At 70.3% G+C, this 22,466-nt stretch carries 14 protein-coding genes and 1 pseudogene; 6 read left to right on the top strand and 9 right to left on the bottom strand.

The annotated features are described in order from the left end of the window. Positions 1-6 precede the first annotated feature (6 nt). Positions 7-1,311: an APC family permease gene (locus GF068_RS18635; RefSeq protein WP_153820758.1), complete on the bottom strand. Its 1,305-nt coding sequence runs from the start codon at positions 1,309-1,311 to the stop codon at positions 7-9. Between the two features lie 197 nt (positions 1,312-1,508). Between GF068_RS18635 and GF068_RS18630 the strand changes: the two are divergent. After that, positions 1,509-1,814 (top strand): annotated as a pseudogene (locus GF068_RS18630) (ArsC family (seleno)protein); the annotation flags it as partial. Positions 1,815-1,857: 43 nt separating this feature from the next. On the opposite strand, the gene GF068_RS18625 reads toward GF068_RS18630, so the two are convergent. Continuing rightward, entirely contained in the window at positions 1,858-3,636 is a 1,779-nt protein-coding gene (locus GF068_RS18625) for an FG-GAP-like repeat-containing protein (RefSeq protein WP_153820756.1), read from the bottom strand. 115 nt (positions 3,637-3,751) lie between these two features. Here GF068_RS18625 and GF068_RS18620 point away from each other — a divergent pair, with 115 nt between their 5' ends. The 3 genes from GF068_RS18620 to GF068_RS18610 are packed head-to-tail and all read left to right on the top strand — an operon-like array spanning position 3,752 to position 6,148. Continuing rightward, positions 3,752-4,564: a hypothetical protein gene (locus GF068_RS18620; RefSeq protein ID WP_153820755.1), complete on the top strand. Its 813-nt coding sequence runs from the start codon at positions 3,752-3,754 to the stop codon at positions 4,562-4,564. Then, positions 4,564-5,265: a hypothetical protein gene (locus tag GF068_RS18615; protein WP_153820754.1), complete on the top strand. Its 702-nt coding sequence runs from the start codon at positions 4,564-4,566 to the stop codon at positions 5,263-5,265. Before GF068_RS18620 ends, GF068_RS18615 begins: the two co-directional genes overlap by 1 nt. 43 nt (positions 5,266-5,308) lie before the next feature. Continuing rightward, on the top strand, positions 5,309-6,148 hold the full coding sequence (locus GF068_RS18610; protein WP_153820753.1) for a hypothetical protein: 840 nt from the start codon (positions 5,309-5,311) through the stop codon (positions 6,146-6,148). A gap of 5 nt (positions 6,149-6,153) precedes the next feature. On the opposite strand, the gene GF068_RS18605 is transcribed toward GF068_RS18610, so the two are convergent. The 7 genes from GF068_RS18605 to GF068_RS18575 all read right to left on the bottom strand — a co-directional run bounded on the left by GF068_RS18605 (position 6,154) and on the right by GF068_RS18575 (position 18,261). Further along, positions 6,154-7,371, bottom strand: coding sequence for a 1-aminocyclopropane-1-carboxylate deaminase/D-cysteine desulfhydrase (locus GF068_RS18605; protein WP_153820752.1), 1,218 nt, complete (start codon positions 7,369-7,371; stop codon positions 6,154-6,156). A gap of 25 nt (positions 7,372-7,396) precedes the next feature. Next, entirely contained in the window at positions 7,397-8,149 is a 753-nt protein-coding gene (locus GF068_RS18600) for an SDR family NAD(P)-dependent oxidoreductase (RefSeq protein WP_153820751.1), read from the bottom strand. 110 nt (positions 8,150-8,259) lie between these two features. Next, on the bottom strand, positions 8,260-10,092 hold the full coding sequence (locus tag GF068_RS18595; RefSeq protein ID WP_153820750.1) for a hypothetical protein: 1,833 nt from the start codon (positions 10,090-10,092) through the stop codon (positions 8,260-8,262). Next, positions 10,089-11,228: a VWA domain-containing protein gene (locus GF068_RS18590; RefSeq protein ID WP_153820749.1), complete on the bottom strand. Its 1,140-nt coding sequence runs from the start codon at positions 11,226-11,228 to the stop codon at positions 10,089-10,091. Before GF068_RS18590 ends, GF068_RS18595 begins: the two co-directional genes overlap by 4 nt. Then, positions 11,225-13,465, bottom strand: a complete 2,241-nt coding sequence (locus tag GF068_RS18585) for a DUF5682 family protein (protein ID WP_153820748.1) — start codon at positions 13,463-13,465, stop codon at positions 11,225-11,227. The genes GF068_RS18590 and GF068_RS18585 overlap by 4 nt, the downstream gene beginning before the upstream one ends. Positions 13,466-13,468: 3 nt before the next feature. Further along, the gene (locus tag GF068_RS18580; RefSeq protein WP_170319534.1) at positions 13,469-14,554 is read right to left on the bottom strand and encodes an AAA family ATPase; all 1,086 of its coding nucleotides are present in this window, start codon (positions 14,552-14,554) and stop codon (positions 13,469-13,471) included. Beyond that, positions 14,551-18,261 carry a WGR and DUF4132 domain-containing protein gene (locus GF068_RS18575; RefSeq protein WP_153820746.1) on the bottom strand — a complete coding sequence of 1,237 codons (3,711 nt, stop codon included), beginning with the start codon at positions 18,259-18,261 and terminating at the stop codon, positions 14,551-14,553. Before GF068_RS18575 ends, GF068_RS18580 begins: the two co-directional genes overlap by 4 nt. 50 nt (positions 18,262-18,311) lie before the next feature. On the opposite strand from GF068_RS18575, the gene GF068_RS18570 reads away from it, so the two are divergent. Both GF068_RS18570 and GF068_RS18565 read left to right on the top strand, forming a co-directional pair. Next, entirely contained in the window at positions 18,312-21,161 is a 2,850-nt protein-coding gene (locus GF068_RS18570) for a CHAT domain-containing tetratricopeptide repeat protein (RefSeq protein WP_170319561.1), read from the top strand. A gap of 32 nt (positions 21,162-21,193) precedes the next feature. Beyond that, positions 21,194-22,459, top strand: coding sequence for a DNA polymerase beta superfamily protein (locus GF068_RS18565; protein WP_153820744.1), 1,266 nt, complete (start codon positions 21,194-21,196; stop codon positions 22,457-22,459). Positions 22,460-22,466: the final 7 nt, after the last annotated feature.

Here is a 22,466-nt window from a genome sequence, read left to right as displayed (position 1 = left end):
AGGCATTCACGAGCGAGGCGCGCTCGTGATCTTTTTCGTGCCCACCGCGACCAGGATCCCGAGCACGAGCGTCGCCGCGGCGAACAAGAACTCCGGCTTCTCCGCGCCGGCGAGCAGCCCGACCGATCCCGCCGCCCCGACGAAAGGAATGATCTTCCCGCCTGGCACCCGGAAGCCCTGCGATTCGCCGTCCTTCTTCCGCAGCACCGGCACCGCGAGGCACGTGAAGAGGTACTGGATCACGATCGTGATGTTGCTCATCCCCACGAGGCGCCGATAATCGAAGAAAAACGCGAGCACCGCCGTGATCGCCGTCGTCCAGAAGATCGCCACGTGTGGCGTCCCCCAGCGCCCGTGGACCCGCGCGAGCCCCGCGGGCATGAGGCCATGCGCCGCGATCGCCTGCGCATATCGCGGCGACCCGAGCGCGCTGCCCGCCGTGAATCCTCCGACCGAGAGCAGGCTGCCGGCGACCACGATCGCGCCGATCGTCGGCCCCACGAATTTCGCCGCGTCGACGAGCGGCTGGCCCGACGGCTCGCCGATCTTCGGATACACCGACACGAGCACCGCCTGCACCACGATGAACAGCAGCGCCGAGATCGACAGCGCCCCGAGCGTCCCGAGCGGCACGTTTCGTTGTGGGTTTTGCGTCTCGCCCGCCGGGATCGGCGTCACCTCGAAACCCTGCAGCGGGAAGAGCGCGAGATACACGCCTTGCCCCACGCCGAGCGCGCCGAGCGGGAGTTTTCCCCCGAGCCGCGACGGATCGAAGAGCGACGCCGCGACCACGAGGAAACACAGGATCGCGCCGATCTTGCCGATCGTCATCGCGTTCACAACCCACGCGCCCGGCTTCACGCCGAAATAATTCACGACCCCGAGCGCCACCACGACCGCCGCGGCCCCGATTGATCCCACGAACGGCCCGCGGATCCCGACGAGCTCCACGAAGAGGCTCGCGTTCGCCGCCCAGCTCACGAACGTGTTCGCCCAGCAAAACCACCCGACGAGGAAGCCGGCCTGGTCCCCGAACGCATTACGCGCATAAAGGTACGTCCCGCCCGTCTCGGCGTGCCTGCCCGCGAGCTCGGCGAAGCAGAGGGCCACCGGCATCAGGAGCAGCGCGCAGAGCGCGAACGAGAGCGGGGAGAACCCGCCCATCACCCGGTGCATGTCGTCGGGCAGCGCGAACACGCCCGATCCCACCGTGGCGTTCACGCCGATGCAGAGGACGTCGAACAACGTGAGCCTGCGCCGCAGCGAGGGCGCCTGGGCTGCGGCAGAGTCGCCGAGAGTGGAGACGCTCATGGTGCGGACCCCTGACGAGAGACGACGGACAGCGCGGGCCGCCGAGTCTAGGACGCACGGGCGGACCGAAGCAACCCCTTCCGATCGAGAACGGCTTGACGTTCCCGGTAAAACCTGCGAGGTATCCGGGAAAGGAGGAATTCATGAGCGAACGAGCCGACTGGTATTATCACCGCAAGGGGTGAACCTCGTGCACCCGAGCGCGGGAGTTTCTCGCGCAAGAAAACGTGGTGATCGCGGAGATGGTCGACGCGGGCAAGGCGAAGCTCGGCGAGGAGGGCGCGCTCGCGCTCGCTCGAAAGGCCGAGCGGGTCGTGGCGGTGAAAGGGAAAAAACGCGTCACGCTGGACATGCGCGCTCGCCCGCCGGACGAGGAGGTGCTCGGCGCCCTGCTCGGGCCGACCGGCGGCCTCCGGGCCCCCACGATGCGGGTGGGAAAGACGCTCGTGGTGGGGTTCGATCCCGAGATTTACGCGGACGTCCTCGGGACGGGGAAGGTGTGAACGGGGAGGGGGCTCGATCGGCGAGCCCCCGAACCGTCGAACCTCAATCCCCGTTCGGCTGCCCCATGCGGAGCGGCCCGCCGCGCGCGGTGGACCAGAGCAGGCAATTCTCGGCCGATCCGGGCACGGTGAAGACGTCGAGGCCGTGTTCGAATGTCTGCACGAAGATCTCGAGCTGCCCGTCGCCGTCGAGGTCCCCGACGGCCGGCGCCGCGGGCGCGCCGTTGCCATTGCCATTTTGCTGGCCCGTGTTGTGGAGCGGCACGTCGTGCAGGAGCGTCCCGTCCGCGCCGAGGACCACGAGGTACCCCGAGTCGAGCACGTCCGGATCGCCGTACGTGGCGAAGAGCAGCTCGGGCGAGCCGTCCTGGTTCAGGTCGGCCACGACCACCTCGGTCGCGAACATGATCGATTTTCCGTGCGTGTAATTGAAGCGCCAGATCTGCTTCGCGTCCGCGCCGAACGCATAGACGAACCCGTCGTTGAACGGCGCCACGATCTCGGGTTTGTCGTCACCCTGGATGTTCACGGTCGTCGCCGCCGGCACGCCGCCGGGCGGGTAATAACCTTCCACCTCGATCGGTTTTTCCCCGCGCGGCAAGGTCTCCCAGCCCGGCTTTCGCATGGCCGAGCGGCTCCCGTCGCCGTGCGCGCCTTCGAGCACCATGATCGCGTAGGCCTGCGTCTCGTACGGCTCGTTTTTCTCGATGTTCGGCACGCCCAGCACCTCGTTTTTCCCGTCGAGGTCGAGGTCGACCACGTTCGGCGGTGACGCCGTCCATTGCAGCCACTCGGCGAACGAGGGGTGCGGCCACTCGCCCGTGTGCAGGTTGTAATGGTCCGCCTCGACCTTCGGATCGGCCCAGCGGATGAACTGGCCCCAGGTCAAACGCTGGCCGTCCCACTCGCTGCCGCGGTTCGTGAAGAACGGCGCGGCGTCGACGGCCACGCCGTCGTGGTTGAAGGCCTGGATGTGGTGGTTGTCGTAGGTCGCGAGCACCTCGAGCTCCGGGTCGTCGTCGATGTTCCCGATCGCCACGTTGAGCCCATAGCAGCCGTATCCCGCGTGGCCCATGCCATTCCGATCGGCGTCGTTCCCCGCGCCCGTGAGGTTGTTGTAGCGGGGCCACGCCGGGAAAGCGAGCCCCGCCGGCTGGTGCAGCGATCCGTCGGCGCGGAAGGCGAAGACCTGCGCGCCGCCGTTCTCCGTGCTCGCCGTCTGGGTCGTGGTCACGACGATCTCGAGCGCGCCGTCGCCGTCGAGGTCCCCCGCGGCCATGCCGCGCACCTCGGGCGCGTTGTCCGCCGTCGTCGTGCTGACGGGGAACCCCGCTTTTTGCACGAGCGTCTTGTCCTTCCACTCGTAAGCCCAGACCTCGTGATCGCTGCCGTACACGATGTCCACGAGCCCGTCGCCTTCGAGGTCGGCGACGACGTGTGGGGCATAGACGCGCCCCTCGCCGCCCTCGGCCTTCGCGAGTACGTTGCCCTCCGCGTCGTGCACGAAGACCGAATAATACGCCGCGATGAGCTCACGTTTCCCGTCGCCGTCGAGGTCACGCACCACGGGCGAGGCGAACCAGCTCGTCTCCCCTTTGAGCGTCATCTTGTATTCGGGCGCCATCACCTCGCCCTTGCTCTCGCCCTTCTCGCACGTGGTGTTCCGCGTGCCGCCCGTCGTCGAGCCGCCCGTCCTGCCGCCGGGCTTGCCGTCGTCGCCGCAGGAGGCCGCCGCGAGCGAGACGCTCGAGGCGAGGAGCAAGGAGAGCAGGGGTTTGCCCCGCCGGGACATCGAGCGATGGAATGAGCGCATGCCGGTCATGTCGTCCTCGTCGCGCAAAAGAAAGGAGCCGCGTCCGCCCGGAGTGGCGGCGGGCCGAGGATATCAAAGTTCGACCGATCGTGGTAAGGTCCGCCTCGTCCCACGCGGGTGAGCCATGCGCGCGACTGCCACGAAAATTCGAGCTTCACGACAGAGGGCTCGCGCCGTCCCCGGCGCTCTTTTCTGCCTTTGCGCCCTCGCGCCCTTCGTGCTCGGCGCGGCGCCGCCGGCCTACGTCACGCCCCCGCCCGACGATCCTCTGCCCGAGCTCCCGCCGCCGCCGCCCGATCCCGCCCCGGCTCCCCATGCGCTGGCCGCGGGTCAGCCTGCGCCGCGCGAGCGCTCGACGGTGGAGATGGCGCGGCTCGGCGCGGGTGTCCTGTACGTGCGTGGCCTCAAGCGGCTCGGGTTTGGCACGCTCGCGCGTTACGACGTCCTCGTCGGCGTCATCGACCTCGACGTCGTGCGTTTTCCGCACGAGCGGCTCGGCTTCGAGATTCACCTGCACGGCGGCCCGATCGGGTTCGACGAGAATGCGCGGGTCGAGATTGGCGTCTCGGGCGCGGGCCTCGTCGCGCCGCTTCGCTGGAAGGGCCGGGCGCCGGGATCGTTTGTCCTCGGCGTGGGCGGGGCCTTCGAGCTCGGCCGCCCCGTCTGGCTCGACCCGGGTTATCACGGCGCGGCGTTCGCCCTCGCGCGCTTCCGCATCTTCCCCACCGAGACCGTTGGACTTCAAACGAACTACCGCTTCGTGCCGATCACGACGAACGAGCTCTCGCTCCAGGAGCACGACGTCGAGCTCGGCGTGAGCCGCGGGCTCTTGCAGGTGGGCGCGCGCCTGCGTATCGACGAGGTGCGGGGCGGCGAGCCGTACCGGCTCTATCGTTCGATCGGAGGGGGCCTCTTCGTCGGGCTCGTGGTGTTCTGATGCGACCGCGCGCCCTCGCGCTCGGCCTCTTCGGCCTCCTCGCGCTCGCGGGTTGCGACGAGCCCGCCGTACGTTCGACCGACGTCTCGACGCTCGACATGACCCTCTCGATCGACGCGAACGACGAGGGGCAAGGGGCCACGGTGCGCGTGCGTGTCTCGAGCCCGCTCGGCCCGCTGCGTTTATCGGGCGGGGACACGCTGCGCCTCGGCATGGCGGGACAAACCCTCGCGCTGCGCGAGGTGGAGGAGGACGATCGCCCCGTCTACCTGGCCGAGGTCGAAAGTTTGTCGGACGATATCATTCTCGACCTCGAGCGCCCCGCGGACCGGAGCGTCCTCGACCGGGTGATCCCCGTGCAGCCGCCGATCGGGCTCACCGTCGCGCCGCTCGCGGGGGACGCTCCGCTCTCGCTCACCTGGAATGCGGCGCCCGGGGGAGACCACGTGCTCGGCCTGACGGTCGACGGGTCGTGCATTCGCCCCCTCCTTCGCACGTTGCCGAACGACGTGGGCAGCTACGACATTCTCCAGGCCGAGCTCCTGTCCCTCGATCCTCCCGCGCCTGCGCCTTGTCCGCTGCAAGTGACGCTCACGCGGACGGCGAGGTGGCAGGAGCCGATCGCCCCGCCCGCGACCCTCGTCGGCCTTTATGCGTGGGTCGTGGTGAGCCGTACGGTGGGCGTGAGCTGGGCCCCGTGAAGAGGCTAGCCACGAGGGGACGCTTCGGGATACATTGGCTACGATGTCGACCCTCGATGATCTTCTCGAGCGTCTTCGTATCGTCGCCGGCGCGGAGTTCGCTTTTGCTTTGACGCGTGAAGGCGCGCTCGTGACGCGCGACGCGCCGCGAGAGATGCCCGAGATCGGGCGAAACAAGCTCGCGCGCCTCGCGGACGCCGTATCGGATCGGCGTGGGGTCGCGGCGACGAGCTTGCCCCGCGGCGAGCTCGTTCCTTATGGCGGGCAGGGGCCCCTCGAGGTTTGCCTCGCCGTGGCGGCGTCGAAGCTCGTCGTATGCCTCGCGCTGGCCTCTGCCGAGGGGCGCCCCGGCGCGCGCGCGGCGTTCGAGGCCGAGCTCGGCGCGATTGAAGCGCTGCTCGCGCCGCGCGAGGAGCCGGGGGCCGGGCCCTCGATCGAGGTGCGCGGGCCCGCGGTGCTCGGGCAGGCGTCCATGGCGGCGATCAAGCTCGACGAGCTCGTGACCGAGGCGCCGCAGATCACGATCGGGCCCGCGCCGAGGCTCGGGCAGGAGACGCTTGCGGCGATCAAGCTCGACGAGCTCGTGACCGAGGCGCCGCAGATCACGATCGGGCCCGCGCCGAAGCTCGGGCGGGAGACGCTCGCCGCGATCGAGGTCGACAGCGATCGGCACGAGGGCCCGCAAATCACGGTCGAGCCGGCGCGCAAGCTCGGGCGGGAGACGCTCGCCGCGATCGAGAGGGACATCGTGGTCTCGGGCCCCCCGGCGGAGCGGCCGCCCATTCCGCTGGAGATTTTGCGGAGGACGCTCCCGTGGATCGACCCGGCGATCGCGGAGAGGCCACGCGACGCGCGGCCCGGCGCCCCCGAAGAGAAGAAGTAAAGGGCTCAGCGCTCGGCGACGATTCCCCGGAGAACGGGGGGAAAATCTTCGCTTTTTACGCCCTCGGTCAGGAGCGGCCGGCTGCTGTGCGAGTTCCAGAAGAGGACGACCTTCCCGGCGAGCCGCTCGGCGTCGTCGAGCAACGCGGCCAAGGTTTTTCCGGTGTAGGTCGGCTCGAGCGTCATCCCCTCCGTCTCCGCCGCGAGCGCGATCGCGCGTTCTCCTTTTCGTGTGGGCGCGCCATATCCCGCGCCGAGGTGGTTCGTCGAGAATCGCACGCGGGCGCGGCCGAGGCGCGCCTCGGGGAAGGTCGGATCGAGCGAACGCGCGAACGCCACGGTCTGCTTGGCCATCGCGAAGAAGCGCGCTTCACTCGACGTCTCGGGGCTCGACGTGCGCACGGCGACGACCTCGGTCCGGAGCCCGGCGAGCTCGAGCCCGAGCGCGAGCCCGACGGCGCTGCCCATGGTGCCCATGGCGAGGTAGATGCAATCGGGCAGAGGGCAAACCCCGGCGCCGACCTGCTCGGCGAGCTCGAGGGCCGCATTGACGAAAGCGAGGTTCCCGAGCGGCGACGAGCCCCCGGGCGGGACGAGGTACGGCGCCCGGCCCTTGGCCCCCTTCGCCGCCCGTTTCGCCAGGGCCTCGGCCTCCGCGACGCCGCCGTGCACGACCCGGATCGTGGCCCCGGCGCGGCGCGCGGCGAGCAGGTTTTTCCGGACGTACGGGCTCGGCGTCTGCGGGGCGAGCAGGAGCGTGACCGCGAATCCCTGCGCGGCGCCATAAAGGGCCGTCGCGACCGCTTGATTCGAGCCGAAGGCGCCGAACGTGACGATCTCGCGCGTGTCCTTCGCGCGGGCATCGGCCAGGAAAAACTCGAGCTTTCGGGTCTTGCCCCCGCCGTACGCCGCGCCGGAGAGGTCGTCTCGCTTGACGTGGAGCCCCGCGATCGCGGCCTTCGCGGCGAGCTTCGTGGCGCGCTCGACGGGCGTGGGCAAGAGGCCGAGCGGCAGGCGAGGCAGGCGCGGCGCGAGGCCGGGATGGGCGCGGAGAAGAGGAGGGATGTATTCGGCGGGAGGGGGCGCGGATGCGGACGCGGATGCGGGAGCGGGTGCGGACGCAGGAGCCGCAGCGGGCGCGGATGCAGTCCCGGACGAGCGCTCCTCACACCCGACGAGCGTGCCGAGCGCGAGAGCCGAAAACGTGCGCCGATTGAACTGCATCCGGCCCCTCCTTGGAATGGCGACCTCAGCGGCTCGTATAACCGCCGTCGATCGCCAGGGACGTGCCCGTCACGTACGAAGACCACGACGACAGGAGGAAGACCACGGGCCTCGCCACCTCCTCCGCGCGCGCATAACGTTGCATCGGCACGCCCGACGTGAACGCCGCGAAGACCGCCTCGCCCTGATTCACGTGGTTCCAGATCTCCGTCTCCACCGGCCCGGGCAGCACGGCGTTCACGCGGATCCCCTCGGCGGCGTGGTCGAGCGCCGCCGCTTTGCTCATCCCCACGAGCCCATGCTTCGCCGTCGAATAAGCCGAGAAGGCCGGCGCCCCAACCAGGCCCAGGATGGACGCGCAGTTCACGATCGATCCGCCGCCGCTCTTGCGCATCGCCCGGATCTGGTGCTGCATGCACAGGAGCACGGAATCGAGGTTGATCGCCATGAGCCTGCGGTATTCCTCCGGCGGCACGTCCACAAACGTCCCGACCGGCCCGGGGATCCCCGCGTTGTTGAACGCGCCGTCCAGGCGCTCGAAGACTTGCAGCGTGCGCGCCACCAGCGCCTCGATGTCCTCGGCCCTGCAGACGTCCGTACGTACGAAGAGCGCCTTCCCGCCCTCGGCGCGGATGCGCTCCGCGAGCGCCTCGCCCTTGTCCTCGCGGCGGCCCGCGAGGACCACCTTCGCCCCCTGGCGCGCCGCCTCCAGCGCGGTCGCCGCGCCAATGCCCGACGTCGCTCCGGTGACGATGATGACCTTGTTTTCGAGAAGCATCGATTTTCTCCTTTTAAAAAGCCAGGGGATGCTTTACGCAGGAAGGGAGCCCGGTCAACGCTTTTCGTCGGCGCATTCTTGCCATCGAAGCGCGCGGCGGTCGCGCCCTCTCAGGCCCGCGCGAGCGCCGCCTGGATCGCCGCGTCGGCCCACGCTTGGGTTGCCTCGCCGAGGTCTCCCGCCGCCCGCGCCGCTTCGAGCCGCGAATACGTCGCCGCCATCGCGCGCAATCCAACCGCCGAGAGAGCCGGCGCGAGCGGAGGGATCCGGGCCGCGAGCACGCCGTCCTGGGCCAGCGCGTCGAGCGCCGATTCGAGCCGCCCGAGCGCGGCGCCGAGCAGGTCTCTCGCCTCGGGCGCGGCGACCGGGAGCGCGGGGATCGGCGCGGCGGGCGAGAGATCCGGCACGACGACACGATCGGTCACCACCGCGATCGGCTCGAGCACCCGCCCGCCCCTCGATTCGCGCAGCCAGCCCGAGACATAACGCGCCGCGGGGAGCGCCTCCGCGAGCGCCGCGATCGCGCCGGGGGCAAACCATTCGTGGGCTCGCTCCAGGCGGAGCTCCGCGCCCCCCTCCTCGATCCACCCCGACAAGGTTTGTCGACCCGGCGACCACGACAAACCCTGCACGCCCCCGTTCGTCGCGACGACCCGGAGCGCCGCCGTGCGCGCGCGCGGGCGCAAGAACGAGGGGGGCCGGCTCGCCTCGTCGGTGAAGAGCGCCGCGGGGCCGGAGAAGCCAAACGGCGCGGGGATGTCGCCCCAATCGCCGCGCTGCGGGACCACCGTGGTGTCCCGGCCGCGCCTCACTTCAATGGTGCGTCGTGCCAAACGAACGAGGTGCCGCGAGAGGATCTGCCCGCCGGCCATCACGCCGAGCGGCGTGCCCGCGACGGAGATCATCGTGCTCGGATCGACCTTGTCCGGGATCGATATGGACCAGGACACGACCGAGGCGCCGTCCCAGAAGAGCACCTCCAGGGAGCGCGCGGTCCCCGCGGCCGAGAGCCGCGCGCCGAGCGAGATCAGCCGCGCCCGTTCGAGCGGAACCTCGAGTGGCTCGCCGAGGCCGAGCAACGCGGCAGGATCGCCGCCGCTCCTCGCCGCCCGCGCCCGCGCCCATCCCTCGGCGAGCAGCCTCCGCACCTCGCCGGCGTCGTGTAATGCCGATCGGCTCTCCCAGGCCACGCGTTGCGCCTCGATGTCCTCGAAGAGCCCGTCGAGCCAGGGATATTCCTTCAATCGAGCGCGGACCTCCTCGCGCGCCTGCGCGAGCCCGCGGGCGTCCGCGAGCCCGCGCGCGAGGGTCTTTCCGAGGAGGCCCTCCACGCCGTCGAGCACGGACGCCGGGATCGTCGGCCTCGGCGGCGGACCGAGGCGCACCTGCCCGCCGCCTCGCGAGCGCGCTTCCGCGGAGAGGCGCCAAAAAGCCCGGACCGCGAGCGGCACGTGCACGCAGCGCGTAGATGCGCAATCACACCGCGCATGCCCGAGATCGGCCCCCGCCAGGAACCGCACGGCGCACCCGGAGAAACGCGCGATCGGCGGGCTCGTCCCGAGCTCGACGTCGACCCCGGCGGCCTCGGCGGCGTCCACGAGCGAGGCCCGTTCGCCCAGCCAAACCAAGAGCTCCTCCGAGCCGATTTGCCAGGGGGGCCGCGTCTCGGAGCCGGCGCCCGCCGCATACACGAGCACCGCCGCGACGCGGTGACGACAAACCGACTTCGCCCCGCAGCCGCAGGGCGTGTCCTTCAGCGCATGGCCCGGCAAGAGCCGCGTCGAAATGCCGTCCGGGAACGTCGCGACGACGACGCCGCCCTCCTCCTCGTGGACGACCGGGCCCTGGCCGCCCTCGATTTCGCGCTGGGCGCGCTTCACGAGCCCCACGTTCGCCAGCGCGGCGAGCGCCTCGGGCGTCATGGCCGCGAGATCCGCCCTCATCGCCGCATCCTCTCCACGAGCCAGCCGACGAGCTCGCGCGGCGTCGTGGCCGCCACGTGCGCCCCCGCGTCGGAGACCGCCTGCGCGACCCCGTGGTCGTACGCGCCGCGCACCTGATCGTCGAGCGAGGCCGCCCCGAACACCGTCACGCCTCCCCCCACGAGCGAGGTCACCTCACGCACGAGTTTGTCCGCGTGATCCTCGAAATCGGTGATCCAGAGCAAGATCGTCCGATGTGGCACGTCCACGAGCTCCGCCGCGTATCGCAGCGCCTTCGCCCCGTCCGTGCCTCCGCCGAGCTGCACGCGCAGGAGGAGCTCGACGGGATCGTCCACGTATTGCGTCAGATCGACGACCTCCGTGTCGTACACGACGAGATGCGAGCGCGTGGACGGGAGCTTCCAGAGGACCGAGGCGAGCACGGCCGCGTGAATGATGTTGCGCGCCATCGAGCCGGACTGGTCGACGAGCACGATCACCTGATGACGTGGCCCGAAGCGGCGAACGCGGGCGAAGAACTCGGGGCGCTCGATGACGAGCTTTCGGGTATCGGGATCCCAGTGCTGGAGGTTTCTCCGGATGGTCCGGAGCGCGTCGAGGTTCCGCGCCACGCGGAAGCGCGAGCGCCGGTGCCGGAAGGGCGTCGCGCCGAGGCGATGCTCGATCTCGTCACAGAGGCGCTTTCTGAGCTCCTCCACGACCTGGGCGACCAGCTTGCGCGCGGCGTCGAGCACCGGCGACGTCATGCGGGATTTGCAGCGCAGGATCGCCTCGACGAGCGCGAGCGAAGGCGTGACGTGCTCGAGCACCTCCTTTCGCGTGACCACGTCGAGGATGCCATACCGGTGCAGCGCGTCGGATTCGAGGCGCTCGATGGCCTCTTTCGGGAAGAGCTCGTGAATCTGGTTGATCCATTCGGGCACGTCGAGCGGATGATCGGGGCCGCTGCCCGGTCCGCCGCCGCGCGCGATCGAGCGGGTCTTCTCGCCGTCGATCTCGCGATCGTAAAGCCAGGAGAGGGCGCGCTCGAGGTCGCTCACCTCGCCCTGCATTCCGCCCTCCGCGGCGCCGAGCCCTTCGTCTCCGGCCGGGCCGAGGAGCAGCCGCCACCGGGTCTCCGCGTCGTAGCGGTTCATTCGAGCACCCCGAGCGCGCGGCCCCACGAGAGGACCCGCGCGTCGAGCGCGAGCCCAGCCTGCAACACGTCGGCGGGGACGTCCCCGATCCACGACGCATCCGGCCGTTTGCCCCAGCGCCCCGCGAGGAGCGCGCCGATACGCGCGCGCTCGGCCGGAGGAAACCACGAAAAGGCGAGGCGCAAGGCGGGCAGCGCGACGAGGAACGCGTCGTCGTCGAGCTTGCCGAGGGCCGCGTCGACGGCGCCGACGAGCCGATCGTCACGCAATGCAGGCCCGCGCGCCAGGGCGAACAGGCCCGCGAGGTAATCGCCGAGCCGCCCCTCCGACGAGGCGGAGAGCGCGCCGTCGATGGCCGTATCGACGGGCGCCGCCTCGGAGTCGAGCAGCCAGATCGCCCCGAGCGCCGCGCCGCGCAGCATCGCGGGCGCGGCCCGGTCCGTGATCCTGCGCGCGAGCGCGGCGCGGCCATCGACCGGATCGAGGCCGAGCGCCTCGCCGTGGCGCAAGAGCTCGGCGAGCGCGCGCATCGCCTGGAGATCGGCCGGGAGCAGATCCGTCCCCTGAATGCCCGCGAGGAGCGAGAGCGACCGCTCGCCGGCCGCGCGTAGCACGGGCGAAAAGAGCGGGGCTCCGACGACCTCCAGCCATTCGCCGTGGCGCCACAATCCGAGGAGTTTTTCCACGGCCGGCCCGAGCGCGCCGAGCGAGGGCGTGCTCGCCACCGCATTCGCCACGAGCTCGACGATCTCGCCCGCGAGCTTCGTGAGCCCCACGAACGCCGCGTCCCCGAGCGCGTCCACGCGCGCGCCGAGCGTCTCGGCCTCGAGCAAGCGGTGCGAGAGGAGCAAGGAGACCGCGCCTTCGAGCGTCGAGCCCCAGCGGGAGGCCTCGATGATCGCCGGATCCTGATCGGGCCGCCATACGAGTCGAAACGCCTCGGCCATCTTTGCGTCCGTGCCCCACGAAGGGCCGGATGTCCGGACGAACCCCGGGATCCCCAGCAACCGCAGGCGATGCAGGGCCCGCAGTTTGTCGCGGTCCCCCTCGATGCGCCAGTCGAGCGAGATGGTTCGGGGGTTTCTCGGCGGCGAGAGCCCGAGCCTCGCGAGCGTCTCGTGCACGTCGCGGAGCAGCGGCGGGCGCTTGGTCTCCGCGGACAAACGGCCGACGCGATCCCCCGTGAAGGTGCGGAGCAGCGTGGCGAGGGTCGGGTGGAGATCACCCGTCACGATTCCGCGCCGCGACCACGGCGGCGGGCCGGGGAGCGGCTCGCGGACGAGCGCGGAGAGCAGCCCGTCGAGCACGTCCACGCGCTTCGGCGTCTCGTGCCCCCGCAGCGCCGCGAGCGCCTGAATGCCCGTACGCGCGGCGATATGGTCGGCGACCGTGGGCTTTTGCGTATTCGACCGGAGCGCCGCGATGCTGCGCTCGATCATGGCCTCCGCGACGTCCGCGCCGAGCTTCCATTCGAGCTCCCACCACATCGGCGAGGGCATACCGGCCTGGTATCCGGCGAAGCTGTCCATGCGGGTATAGGTCCAGGGCACGAGGTGGCTCTGGCCGCCGAGCGAGGGCGCGGGCGGGACGGGCTCGGGGCCGCCGGGCAGGGCATCGGCGAGCGCGGGCGCATGATAACCGCCACAAATGAGCACGACGTCGCCGCGCGTGAGCGCCCACGAGGCATGGGCGCGCATGAAGGCCTCGCGAGGCGCGTCGCGCTCGTCGGCCTCTGCGTCGCCGCGTATTTGCTGGAAATAAGCCTCGAGCGCGGGCTCGAGCTCGTCGGGGGAGCGGCCCTCGAACAGGTGATCCCACAACGCGTCGAGGTCGGAGGTGCCGGTGCGGCGGCAGAGCGCGAGGACGGCCCGTTCGTATCGATCGTCCTCGTCGCGATAACGATTCTCGACCCCGACGAACGCCTTGCTCCACGAGGGCAGGTCGCAGAACCGCACGAGTTTGTCGTGCTCGAATGCCCACCGGAGCGCGATCCACTCCGGAGAGAACGCGCAGAACGGCGTGAAGGACGAGACGGGGCCGTCCTCGGTGAGGTAATGCGTGAAGATGGCGATGGGCGGCGCGTGATCGAGCGCGAGCTCCGCCATTTTCTCGTTCCAGTCGGCCGGACCTTCGATCAGCACCACGGCCGGGTCGACACGCGCGAGCACGGCCGAGACGAGCCGCGCGCACGCGGGGCTGTGGTGCCGTACGCCGACGACGTGGAGCCGGCCCGCCACGGCCTAGAGCCTCGACCGCGCCGCGTGCAGCGCGGCCCAATGCGGCGCCTTGCGCTTGCTCACCACGGTCTCGAGATAACGACGGAGCTTCTCCAGGTCCTCGGCGTTGTCCTTCACCGCGGCGCCCGCGAGGCAATCGATCACGTCCCCCGGGTGCGCCGCGCCGTCGCCGAGGAACGCCGCCCGGACCCCGACGGCGTGCGCGACCGAGACCGCCTCGGCCGTGGAGAGCACGGTCGAGAGCCGCTCGACGGGCTGGCCGTCGGCCGCGATCCCCGTGCGGAGCTCGCGGAACGTGGTGACGAGGACCTCGAGCACCGGCTCCGGTAAAACCATCTTGACGCCCGACGCGTCGAGCAGGCGCGTGGATTCACGGCGGACGAGCTCGATCTCGGCCGAAAGGTCGCCGATGGGGAACAGCGTCTCGAAATTGAAGCGGCGCTTGAGGGCCGCGCTCATCTCGTTGACCCCGCGGTCGCGGGTGTTCGCCGTGGCGATGACGTTGAAGCCCTCGCGCGCGAAGACCACGCCCGGCTCGCCGAGCTCGGGGACCGTGAGGACGCGGTCCGAGAGGATCGAGAGCAGCCCGTCCTGCACCTCGGCCGGGCAACGCGTGATCTCCTCGAATCGCACGACCTTGCCCTCGCGCATCCCCGTGAGCACGGGGCCGGGCACGAGCGCACGTTCACCCGGGCCCTCGGCGAGGAGCAATGCGTAGTTCCACGAATACTTGATCTGATCCTCGCTCGTGGCCGCGCTGCCCTGCACCGTCAGCGTCGATTGCCCGCAGATCGCCGCGGCGAGCAGCTCCGAGAGCCAGCTCTTCGCGGTGCCGGGCTCGCCGATGAGCAAGAGGCCGCGCGAGGTCGCGAGCGAGACCATGGCCCGATCGATCACCGCGGAATGGCCCACGAATTTCGGCTTGATGTCGCGCGACGGCTCGCCGAGCACGAAGGCCCGCACGGCTCTCGGCGAGAGCCTCCAGCCGGGCGGGCGAGGGCCCGTGTCCTCCGCGGCGAGCCGCGCGAGCTCGTCCTTGAACAGGAGCTCCGCCGGCGCGCGCTGCAATGCCGCTTGTTTCTTCTTCACGAGGCGCTCCCGAGCTGCACGAGGTCCCGCACGAGCTCCGAAAACACGACCGGCCCGAGCGTGCCGAGCTTGACGGAGTCGTGGTTCCGGCCCTTCGAGACGTGAACCTCTCCGATCTCCTGCTTCGGCTCCGTCATTTGCATGTCGGCGCTGATGCCGGTGCGCAGATGGAGCGTCGCGGTCCATCCGCCCGACAAAGGCTTGTACATGTCCCAGATCCAGCCCGCGTCCTGCGGTTGCCCCTTGCGCCAGCCGCGCTCGACGAGGCCGAGGATCTTGCCCACCGGCACGAATTGCCCCGCGCGGCGCTTGATGTTGCTGTCGTTCACCTCGGCGTCGGTCGGGGCATAGGTGTCGCGGCCGATCTGGGGGAAGGGCTGGACGATGCTGTAATCGCCGAGGATCTGGCCGAAGGCCGCCCGCGTGGCCTCGGGCAGCGCGAGCGGGTGGACGATCCCGACGTATGCGCCGTCGGGCAGATTGAACGCCGCGTCGTCCGCGTCGGCGAGCGAGCTGTCCTCGGCGACGCGGAAGGCCGCGAGATATTTTCCTTCCTCGGTATAGACGCCCCAGACGAGACGCCGCACGAGGTGCACGAGGAGCGGATGTTCGAGGAAGAGGGCGCGGAACGAACCGACCTCCCAGCGCCGCTCCGCGCACATCGCGAGCTCGAGGCGCGTGATCTGGTTCTGCGCGATCGCCTTGACGTCCTTCTTCAGCGCCTTCCAGGTCGCGTCGGCCTCCTTGGCCTTCGCGGCGTCGTCCGATTTGTTCGGCTTCGGGAGATCCGTGAGCGTTTTTCCGGACGAATCCACGACGAACGGCTTCAGGGCCTCGTCGAAACCGACGCGGAACTGCCGGGGGCCGAAATCGAGCGTGCGCGAGCCGTCCGCGTCGAGGTCGAGGTCGGGCACGAGCCGGTCGGCGAGCTCGTCGGCGGAGAGGCCGCGGTTCTGCGCGATCTCGTCCATCTTCTCGCGGGCCTTCTCCTGCAGGCCTTTGAACTTCACCTTCTGCGCGATGCCATGGATGTGCATCAAGGCGAGGTCGGAGCCGATACGCGCGAGGATGTCGAGGCCCGAGACGGCGCGGGCCTGGAGGTTCTCCCCGGGCCACGCGCGGATGAGCGGCGTGAGCTTGCGCGCGACGTCGTCACCGCCGAGGAGCCCGAGCTGCTGCATCCCCCACGCCTCCTTGGAGGGGCCGCCGGCGCGCTGCCATTCGTTGAAGATCGCCCAGGAGAAATCCTCCAGTGAGGCCCGATCGCAGGCGGCGATCACGTCCTCCACGCCGGCGTACACGTTCTCCGGCGTGCAGATCGCCAGCATGACGAAGAGGGCCTCGACGGCCGATTTCGGCAGGGCCTTTTCGCGGCCCGCGAGCAGCAACGTCGGCAGGGCCTCGCTTCGGGCCCAATCGCCGATCTTCGGCAATTTCGCGGGGATCCGGTCCCGCGGATCCGCGGAGAGGACGGCCTTCACGGCGGCCTCGACCTCGGGGCCGTACGATTCGGCGACCTCGCGGACGATTTCACCGTGGCCCTTCGCGACCAGAAAGCGCAGCGCTTCCTCCGCGCGTTCCCGCGCCTGGGTATGTGCGCCGACGGCCACGGGGACGAGGCCGACGGCCGCGGCCTTCGGGAACTTCGAGAACCATCGTTCGGCCGATTTCCGCGCGGATTTGACCGAGCGGGCGTGGGCGAAGAAGGCCGCGAGCCGCGGAGATTCCATGATGTCGGCGAGCGCGGCCGAAAAGAGCGCCGTATTGCTCTGGGCGATGCGCGGATACCCGCCGATCGCGTCGGGGCCGAGGACGGCGAGCGGGACGAGCGGGTGATACCCGGCGCCCCATGCGTCGGCGGGCCACTCGGCGAAGGCTCGTCTCAGGTCCGCCTCCGAGAGCTGCATCGAGTTTTGCGAGACGTACTTCCCGTACCAGCGTTTGCCCACGTTCTCGGAGGCCGTGGCGAACGACATCTTGTAGCCTTTCCACGCGGCCTCGCGCTCCGCTTTCACCAGCGCGAGGCTCCCGTCCTCGTCGTGCAGCACCTCGGGGTACGCCTTCATCGCGACGTTCGCGACGACGGGGAGCGCGGCGGCGCGTTTGCCCGAGAGCCAGGGCGGATTCGCGAGGATGCGGGGCAACTCGTCCGGCGACGCCTCGGGCCGCGGGGCCATCTTCTCGCGGAGCTTCTGGAGCGCCGAGCGCGCGGCGGGGCGGAGGTCGAGTTTGTCGGCGAGGCCAGGGGTTGTCCGGTCGATCTGCAAAAAAACCGGCGCGGCGCGATCGCCGAGCGCCGAGGCCGCGGCGATCGCGTCCGCGAGCGGGGGGACGGCGAGCGCGGGGTTCTTCAGGAGCCATTTCTCGGCGACCTCGGCGATCTCGCGTTTCTGCGCGAGCTGCGAGGCCATGAGCGAGGCGGTCTCGGCCCCGCGCACGCACCCCGCGACCTCGAGCGCGTCGCGGATGGACGCCGCGTAATCGGCGTTGTCGCAATGAATCCGGCACACGGGGACGACGTCCGCGCCGCAGAGGCCGAGCAGGGTCCAGAGATGGTTGCCGAGGTAGCTGCCCGAGAACGACATCGCCACGCTCTTCTTCGCGAGCTTGACGAGGATGGGGCGCGAATAGGCGAAATAGAAGTCCGGCTTGATGCCGTCCTTGTCGTACGAGGGCTTGACGTAGCCTTCGACGTGACCATCACACGCGAGCCACTCCTCGCCGAGCGCGTCGGCGAGGGGCGTGTGATCGGGGATCAAGGCGAGGACGGTGCGCTTCTGCCAGTAGGAGAGCGTGGGCCAGCGGGCCGAGACGGCCTCGACGAGGGCGGCGTAGGTGTCCTCGGGGAGGTTTTGCGTGTAAAACGCGAAGAAGCTCGTCGGGCCCCCCGCGATCTCGGAGACGCCCACGGTCTCCGGGAGATGGACGAACCCGCGGAACGCGGGGGCCTCCTTGTTGCGGATGTAGTAGGGCGACGGCTCGAGGCGGACGCGTATCGCGGCGAGGACCATGTCGATGAGCCACGCCGGGCCGTCCTTCGCGACGGATGCCGCGGCGAGCGCACGCAGAATGGGATACGCGCCCCCTCCGAAAGGCACTTCGAGCAGCGAGAAGACCGCGGCCGCGGCGAGCGGAGAGAGCGCGGTCGGGCCCGTGCCTTCGAGGAAGGCGCGCGCCTCGCGAATGGCCGGCGCGATCTCGACGGGGATCTCCATTTCGTCCCAGGGACAATGCGGCGCCCACGGGATCCACGCCGTCCGGACGGCCTGCCAGGGATCGGCCGCGAGATCGGCGGCGGAGGGGCGCAAGAGCCCCTTGCGATGGGGCACGGACGTGCTGGGGTAGACGAAACGAGCCGCGTCGAGCTCAATGACGGGTTTCTCGTCCGCGGACGCGGACGCGGGCGCAGGCGCGGGCGCCGGGGCCGGCTCGGCCGGAGGCGGCTCGGCCTTTTTCGCGGCCCTCGGCGCGGGGCTCGGGCTCGATGCGCCGGCCATAGCCGCCGCGACCTCGACATATCCCTTTTTGGTCTTCTCCGTGACGAGCTTGTCGTGCTCGGCCTGCGCCTTCTGCTCGCTCGGAAGATCCTTCTCCTGGCTTTGACCGGCCGTGCCGATCTTGCCCCATTGGATCGTGAGCTTCGCGCCCTCGCGCTCGATCTGCCAGAACTTCTTCGACGACCCATCGACGAACTCGAACCGACGCATGGCGCGGGAGGCTACCACGCGTCCCGCGAGCGATGGTAGAACCGAAAGTGATGCGCCGCCTCGCGAACGCCGCTTTCGCCCTCACCCTCGCCCTCGGCACGCTCTCGGGGGGCCTCGCGCGCGCAGACACGCCCGCGAAACCCGCCGCCGCCGTCGCCGAGGGCGACGCGCTCGAAAAGGAGGTCGAGTCGCTTTACCTCGCGGGAAAGTATGCGGCGGCGCTCGCGGCCGCGCAGAAGCTCGTCGCGCTCCGCGAGCAGAACCTCGGCAAGGAGCACCCGAAGACGGGCTCGGCGCTCTCCGATCTCGGCGGGATGTACCTCGCGACCGGCGATTACCCGAAGGCCGAAGGGTTCTTGCGCCGCGCCGTCGAGATCCTCGAGGCCACGAAGGGGCAGGGCGATCTGCTCGCCACGGCGCTCGGGAACCTCGCCACCTTGCTCAAGAAAAAGGGCGACATGAAGGGCGCCGAGCGAGCCTACGAGCGCGCCGTCGCCCTCGAAGAGAAGGGAGGCGCCCCGCGCGAGGCGGCCCTCGGGACGGTGCTCGGGAACCTCGCGGGCCTCTACATGGCGACCGGGAAACTCACGCAGGCGGAGAAGCTCCTCTTGCGGGCCATCTCCCTGCACGACAAACCCGGCCTCGAGCGCTCGCTCGTCATCGACCTCGCGAACCTCGGCGCGCTCTACCGCGGCACGGGGGAGCACCACAAGGCGGCCGATCAATACAACCGCGCCCTGCCCATCGCCGAGAACCTTTATGGAACGATGCACCCCGAGGTGGGCCGGCTGTACCACAACATCGCGGTGTTCCTGGCCTCGGAGAACCAGAAGGACCGCGCAGAGGCGTATTACCTCAAAGCCGAGGGGATCCTGCGGAAGACGCTCGGGCCGGGGCACCCCTCCGTCGCGGACCTCTACAACGACTGGGCCGAGGCGTGGGTGCGGAGGGACATGGACCGCGCGCTCGCGCTCCGGATGAAGGGCCAGGACATCGACGAGAAGCACCTGGAGAACGCCCTCGCGAGCGGCACGGAGGACGACAAACTCGCCTACGCGGCGCAGCTCGAGGAGACCATGCGGACGGCCCTGTCGTTCCAGTGGGCGCGCGGCGGTAGGAGCCTGGACACGACCCGCTTCGTGCTCCGCACGGTCCTGCGCCACAAGGCGCGTGTCCTCGAATCGACGGCGGCGAGCATGGGCGCGCTGCGCGAACGTATGAGCCCCGAGGATCGGGCGCTGCTCGACGAGCTCGCGCGTGTCCGCGGCGCGCTCGCCTCGGCGATCAGGCGCGGGCCCCGCGGCATGACGACGGAGGCGTTCGAGAAGGAGGTCGAGCGCCTGGCGAAGGAGGCCGACGCGATCGACGCGCAGATCACCACGCGCAGCGTGGGCTTTCGCCGCGCGCGCAAGCCCGTGACGATCGAGGCCGTCGCCGAGCGGATCCCCGAGGACGCGGCGCTCGTCGAGTTCGTCCGGTACACGGTGAAGAAGCTGAACCATTACAGCGCGAGGGGGGTGAACGTCAGGGACGAATACCTGGTCTACGTGCTCCGGCGCGACGGGACGCTCCTTCACAGCCAGATCTACGTCCCGGCGAACGTCGTGGACGCGAAGATCGCCCGCATCCGGGCGGGCATGCAGGATCCGGGTGATACGAAGTTCTACAAGGAGCTCTATCTGCTCCAGAACCTCCTGCTCGGTCGGCTGCTCCCGCATCTCAAAGGGGTGAAACACCTGCTCGTGGCCCCGGACGGTGATCTCGCGCTCCTGCCGTTCGGCGCGCTCCTGCTCGATAATGGCAAGTTCCTCCTCCAGGAGTACGCGGTGACGTACCTCTCGAGCGGGCGTGATCTGTTGCGCCTCGGAGAGCGCGATCCGAAGCGCTCGGCGCCGGTGCTCGTGGCGAGCCCCGATTACGACGCCCCAGGGGATGCCGGCGCCGCTCCGCTGGCAGAAGCGCCGAAGGGGTCGCTCCCCCTCATTTCGCGGGTGAAATTCACGCCCTTGCCGGGCACGGCCGAGGAGGCGGCGGCCGTGCGCCCGCTCTTGCCCTCGCCGCGCGTGCAAATCGATCGAATCGCCACGGAGACAGCCCTCAAGCAGGTGGCGTCGCCGCGGATCCTGCACGTCGCGACGCACGGGTTTTTCCTGAGCGAGGACGGGAAGGCGGCGCAGGGCCGGAAGCGCGGCTTCGAGCTCGAAGTGCCGACCCAGGCGCTCCCGCAGATCCCCGCGGCGGGCGAAGCCACGAGCCGGGTTCGCGTGACGAACCCGATGCTGCTCTCGGGCATCGCGCTCGCGGGCGCGAACGTGCGCAAGGGGCAGATCGACGACGGGATCCTCACGGCGTACGAGGCCTCCGCGCTCGATCTGTCGGGCACCGAGCTCGTCGTGCTCAGCGCATGTGAGACGGGGATCGGCGACGTGGACACGGTGGAGCTCGAGAAGGGCAACCGCCGGTTCGTGCGCGAGGGCGTCATGGGCCTGCGCCGCGCGCTCGTGCTCGCCGGCTCGGAGACGCAGGTGATGAGCCTGTGGCAGGTCGACGACGATGCCACGCGCGACCTCATGACGGCGTATTACCAGAAGCTCTTCCGCGAGGGGAAAGGCCGCAGCGAGGCGATGCGCGAGGCCCAGCTCATGCTCTTCGCGAGGCCCGCGCAGAAGCACCCGTTTTACTGGGCGAGCTTCATCGTGTCCGGCGCGTGGGGCCCGCTCGAAGGCGTCACGGCCGCGAAGGGCCCGGCCCCATCGGCGGGGCGCTCGGCCGTCCCTCCCGGCGGCGCGCGGGGCTGCGGTTGTCGCGTCGCGGGCGCGCAGGAGAGCACGCAGGCGGCCTGGGCGGGCGCCCTGTTCGTCCTCGCGCTCGCCGCCGCGCGCCGGGCGCGGAGCGGGTAGCTCCGCGCGCGGGGTGGCGATAAGCTCGCGCCATGTCGCGAAGGCTCTCCGGCATGGGGGACGTCGATCCCCTCGCCGTGCCGCTCCCGCACGGGACCGAGGTGACGACCCGCGTGGATCGGACGCTCGGCGAGCGCCTGGTCCCGCAAGGCGCGCTCGGGCGGGTGGTGGGATCGGGTGAGGGATTCTTCGACGTCCTCGTCGTCGGCGTGGGCACGGTGCGGTATTCGCGCGAGGAGCTCGTCCCCCGCAAGGTCGGGCAGGTGCGTTACGCGCGGCGGCGCGAGGACGCATGGACCGCGCTCTTGCCTTGCGTGGTGGTCGACGCGGTCGTCGGCTCGCGGACGTGGGGTTTGTCGGACGAGAACTCGGACGAGGACCGGCGCGGGGTGTTCGTCTTGCCGTTCCCGTTCACGACCGGGCTCGTCGAGCCGCCGCAGGACCTCGTCTCCGAGGACGGCAGCCGCACGTACTGGGAGATGGGGAAGGCGATCCGGCAGGCGCTGCGGGCCGACCCGAACACGCTGGAGATGCTCTTCGCGGCCGCGTCGCAGCCGGCGAGCGTGAAGGACCCGATGGGCGAATGGCTCGTCGAGGCGCGCGACGCGTTCGTCTCGGTGGAGATCCACGGGAGCTTCGGGCGATACGCGCTCTCGCAGCTCTCGCGCCTCTCGCACGACACGCGCCTCGCCGAGCACCGCTCGATCGTGCTCGGCTGGCTGCGCGAGGACCCGAGCCTCGCGCTCGACGAGGCCGCGGCGAGGCTCGCGAAGGAGACACACATCGTCGCGCCGACGGCCGAGGACGCGATGCTCCGGGCGCGCGAGTATCTGAAGCAGCTCTACCGATCGATGGCCGATCAGGGCCTGCTCGAGGGGCGCGAGTGGTCAGCGCTCGCCGCGTACGCGCGCGCGGGCGAGGGTTCGTCCTTGCCGGCGTCGCGTGAGCTCCGGCCGAAGAACGCGTACAACCTGGTGCGGCTCATCGATCTGTCGATCCGGTGGCTCCGGACGGGAGCGCCGGAGCTCTGCGTGCGGGACGAGCTGCGGCCCGTGTTGCTCGACATCAAGAAGGGGCGCGTGCCGCTCGCGGAGGTCATCCGGCTGGCGGAGTCGCTGACGCCGGAGCTCGAAGCGGCGCGCAGGGAGAGCAAGCTGCCGCGGCGCGCGGACGTGCGGCGCGCCGAAGTGGCGCTGCGCCGGGTCCGGGAGGAGGCCGCGCGGAGGTTTTTCGAGGGCAGGGAGGGGCCCTTCGGCAAGGACGCTCCGGCACCGCCGGAGGCGCGCTGGGACGAATGAGGGATTC

Origin of the sequence: Polyangium spumosum, from assembly GCF_009649845.1 — a bacterium.
GTDB lineage: Bacteria > Myxococcota_A > Polyangia > Polyangiales > Polyangiaceae > Polyangium > Polyangium spumosum.
Note: the sequence above shows the minus strand (reverse complement) of the source record. Positions and strands in the feature narration are given on the sequence as shown.

Excerpts from the sequence above, each read along its gene's own strand:
- GF068_RS18635 (WP_153820758.1), bottom strand. The coding sequence starts at position 1,311 with ATGAGCGTCTCCACTCTCGGCGACTCTGCCGCAGCCCAGGCGCCCTCG.
- GF068_RS18625 (WP_153820756.1), bottom strand. The coding sequence starts at position 3,636 with ATGACCGGCATGCGCTCATTCCATCGCTCGATGTCCCGGCGGGGCAAA.
- GF068_RS18620 (WP_153820755.1), top strand. The coding sequence starts at position 3,752 with ATGCGCGCGACTGCCACGAAAATTCGAGCTTCACGACAGAGGGCTCGC.
- GF068_RS18615 (WP_153820754.1), top strand. The coding sequence starts at position 4,564 with ATGCGACCGCGCGCCCTCGCGCTCGGCCTCTTCGGCCTCCTCGCGCTC.
- GF068_RS18610 (WP_153820753.1), top strand. The coding sequence starts at position 5,309 with ATGTCGACCCTCGATGATCTTCTCGAGCGTCTTCGTATCGTCGCCGGC.
- GF068_RS18605 (WP_153820752.1), bottom strand. The coding sequence starts at position 7,371 with ATGCAGTTCAATCGGCGCACGTTTTCGGCTCTCGCGCTCGGCACGCTC.
- GF068_RS18600 (WP_153820751.1), bottom strand. The coding sequence starts at position 8,149 with ATGCTTCTCGAAAACAAGGTCATCATCGTCACCGGAGCGACGTCGGGC.
- GF068_RS18595 (WP_153820750.1), bottom strand. The coding sequence starts at position 10,092 with ATGAGGGCGGATCTCGCGGCCATGACGCCCGAGGCGCTCGCCGCGCTG.
- GF068_RS18590 (WP_153820749.1), bottom strand. The coding sequence starts at position 11,228 with ATGAACCGCTACGACGCGGAGACCCGGTGGCGGCTGCTCCTCGGCCCG.
- GF068_RS18575 (WP_153820746.1), bottom strand. The coding sequence starts at position 18,261 with ATGCGTCGGTTCGAGTTCGTCGATGGGTCGTCGAAGAAGTTCTGGCAG.
- GF068_RS18570 (WP_170319561.1), top strand. The coding sequence starts at position 18,312 with ATGCGCCGCCTCGCGAACGCCGCTTTCGCCCTCACCCTCGCCCTCGGC.
- GF068_RS18565 (WP_153820744.1), top strand. The coding sequence starts at position 21,194 with ATGTCGCGAAGGCTCTCCGGCATGGGGGACGTCGATCCCCTCGCCGTG.